Annotated in this window: 3 protein-coding genes; 1 reads left to right on the forward strand and 2 read right to left on the reverse strand. The window is 68.9% G+C overall.

Annotated elements, in window-relative coordinates; genetic code table 11:
- Positions 1–59: 59 nt before the first annotated feature.
- Positions 60–350, forward strand: coding sequence for a DUF4282 domain-containing protein (locus CH341_RS30580; RefSeq protein WP_111423345.1), 291 nt, complete (start codon positions 60–62; stop codon positions 348–350).
- Positions 351–478: 128 nt separating this feature from the next.
- On the opposite strand, the gene ychF is transcribed toward CH341_RS30580, so the two are convergent.
- Both ychF and pth read right to left on the reverse strand, forming a co-directional pair.
- The gene (gene ychF / locus CH341_RS30585) at positions 479–1,576 is read right to left on the reverse strand and encodes a redox-regulated ATPase YchF (RefSeq protein ID WP_111423348.1); all 1,098 of its coding nucleotides are present in this window, start codon (positions 1,574–1,576) and stop codon (positions 479–481) included.
- Between the two features lie 436 nt (positions 1,577–2,012).
- Positions 2,013–2,512, reverse strand: a 500-nt coding sequence (gene pth / locus CH341_RS30595) for an aminoacyl-tRNA hydrolase (RefSeq protein WP_146604695.1), incomplete at its 5' end; no start/stop codon positions are given.

Raw genomic sequence — 2,512 nt, forward strand, 5'->3', positions numbered from 1 at the left:
GGGCCCGACCGCGGGCGGCCGGCCGACATGCACGGCCCGGCCCGCCAGAGGAGACCTTCATGTTTGCGTTCGGCGATCTGTTTCAGTGGGACCGTTTCATCACCCCGTCGATCATCAAGGTGTTCTACTGGCTGGCCGTGGTCCTCTCGGCCCTGTTCGGGCTCTCCGGCATGGTCTCGGCGATCGGACTGATGGGCCAGAGCATCGTCGCCGGCCTGATCGCCCTGATCGGCAGCCTGCTCGGCGCCTTCGTCGGCATCATCGTGGCCCGCATCTCGGCCGAGTTCGTGCTGATTGTGTTCCGCATCAACGAGCACCTCGGCGCCATCCGCAACAACGGCCGGATGTAGGCGGGCGCTTTCCTGTACCGGTCATGGCCGGGCTCGTCCCGGCCATCCACGCCTTTTCCGCTTCGACGCCGTCAGACCGTGGATGCCCGCGACAAGCGCGGGCATGACGACGCCGAGGGGCCCGTGCCTCACGTGGCGAAGCGGAAATGCAGCACGTCGCCGTCGGCGACGACGTACTCCTTGCCCTCCAGCCGCAGCCGGCCGACGTCGCGGGCGCCGGCCTCGCCGCCATAGGTGGCGTAGTCGTCGTAGGCGATGGTCTCCGAGCGGATGAAGCCGCGCTCGAAGTCGGTGTGAATGACGCCGGCCGCCTGCGGCGCCTTGGTGCCGCGCGTGATCGTCCAGGCGCGCGCCTCCTTGGGGCCGACGGTGAAGAACGTCACCAGGTCGAGAAGCTGGTAGCCGGCCCGGATCAGCCGGTTGAGGCCGGGCTCTTCCAGCCCGATGGCGGCCAGGTAGTCGGCCCGCTCCTCGCCCGGCAGGATGGCGATCTCGGCCTCGATCTGGGCCGAGATGACGACCGCCACGGCCCCCTCCTCGGCGGCCCGCGCCTCGACGGCCTTCGAGTAGGCGTTGCCGGCGCCGGCGGCGCCCTCCTCGACATTGCAAACGTAGAGCACCGGCTTGGAGCTCAACAGGCCGAGCATGCGGAACGGCTTCTCGTCCTCGGGCTTGCGCTCGACGAAGCGCGCCGGCTTTCCCTCGCGCAGCAGCACCAGCGCGCGCGTCATCAGGTCGAGCAGCTCCTTGGCCTCCTTGTCGCCGCCCTTGGCCTTCTTCTCGGCGGCGACGACGCGCTTCTCCAGGCTGTCGAGATCGCTGAGCATCAGCTCGGTCTCGATGGTCTCGATGTCGGCGACCGGGTCGATCCGCCCCTCGACATGGGTGATGTCCCCGTCGTCGAAGCAGCGCACCACGTGGACGATGGCGTCGACCTCGCGGATGTTGGCGAGGAACTGGTTGCCGAGCCCCTCCCCCTGCGAGGCGCCGCGCACCAGGCCGGCGATGTCGACGAAGGCCAGTCGCGTCGGAATGATCTCGCCCGACCCGGCGATGCCGGCCAACACATCGAGCCGCGGATCCGGCACCGCCACCTCACCGACATTCGGCTCGATGGTGCAGAACGGGTAGTTCGCCGCCTGCGCGGCCGCCGTGGCGGTGAGCGCGTTGAACAGGGTCGACTTGCCCACGTTGGGCAGGCCGACGATGCCGCATTTGAATCCCATGATGCTCTCGTCAGGACAGGAAATCGGGCACCAGCGCCTCCGGAGGGCGCCGGTGAGGCTCAGTCAGGCGATTTGCGGCCAGTGTTCGGGTCCGCGGCCGCTCCCACCCTCATGGTGAGGAGCGCCCGAAGGGCGCGTCTCGAACCATGTGGCCACCGCAGTGGCCGTCCTCGCCCTTCGAGGCCCCGCTTCGCGGGGCACCTCAGGGTGAGGGCGGAAAGAGACCGCGTCGATTGTGGAACGACGTCAAACATCGCGATCCCCCGACGGCGCGCCAACTCCTCGTCGCGCTCGGCGTCGTGCTTCACGCGCGCCAGGACCGCGTCGGGCAACGTGATCGTCACATCGGCCATGCTCGCGCATCCTTCGGTTCATGACTCCGCCCCGCATCACGTGCCGACCGGAACGACAAAGGTCGATCTGCCGTCGCTCCACGTCAGGATGACGGCGATCCCTTGACGGGGCGCGGATCGGCGCGCTCCGTCTTTCCGGCACCGGCTCCGCCGGCCGGCTCCTTGTCCGGCCCCAAAAAGCCCTTGGCCTGCATGGCCAGGTGGACCTTGTTCTGGAAGGTGGAGTCCTGGCCCTTGGCGAGCAGGCCGGCGTTGTCGGCGACGACGTCGCACAGGGTCGCGACCCAGTCGCGCTCGGCCTTGGCGAAGTCCTGCAGCACGTAGTTGTGGACCAGCTCCTTGGCGCCCGGATGGCCGATGCCGATCCGCACGCGGCGGAAGTCGTTGCCCATATGGGCGCCGATCGAGCGCAGGCCGTTGTGGCCGGCGGCGCCGCCGCCCGTCTTCAGCCGCACCTTGCCGGGCGGCAGATCGAGCTCGTCGTGCAGCACCACGATGTCGGAGAGGCCGTCGACATGCAGCGGATGCAGCGAGCGCAGCTCCAGCACGCGAGCGACTTTTCGCAGCACGCGGTTCTTGCGCC

It is taken from the genome of Rhodoplanes roseus (genome assembly GCF_003258865.1).
In the GTDB taxonomy this organism is placed as follows: domain Bacteria; phylum Pseudomonadota; class Alphaproteobacteria; order Rhizobiales; family Xanthobacteraceae; genus Rhodoplanes; species Rhodoplanes roseus.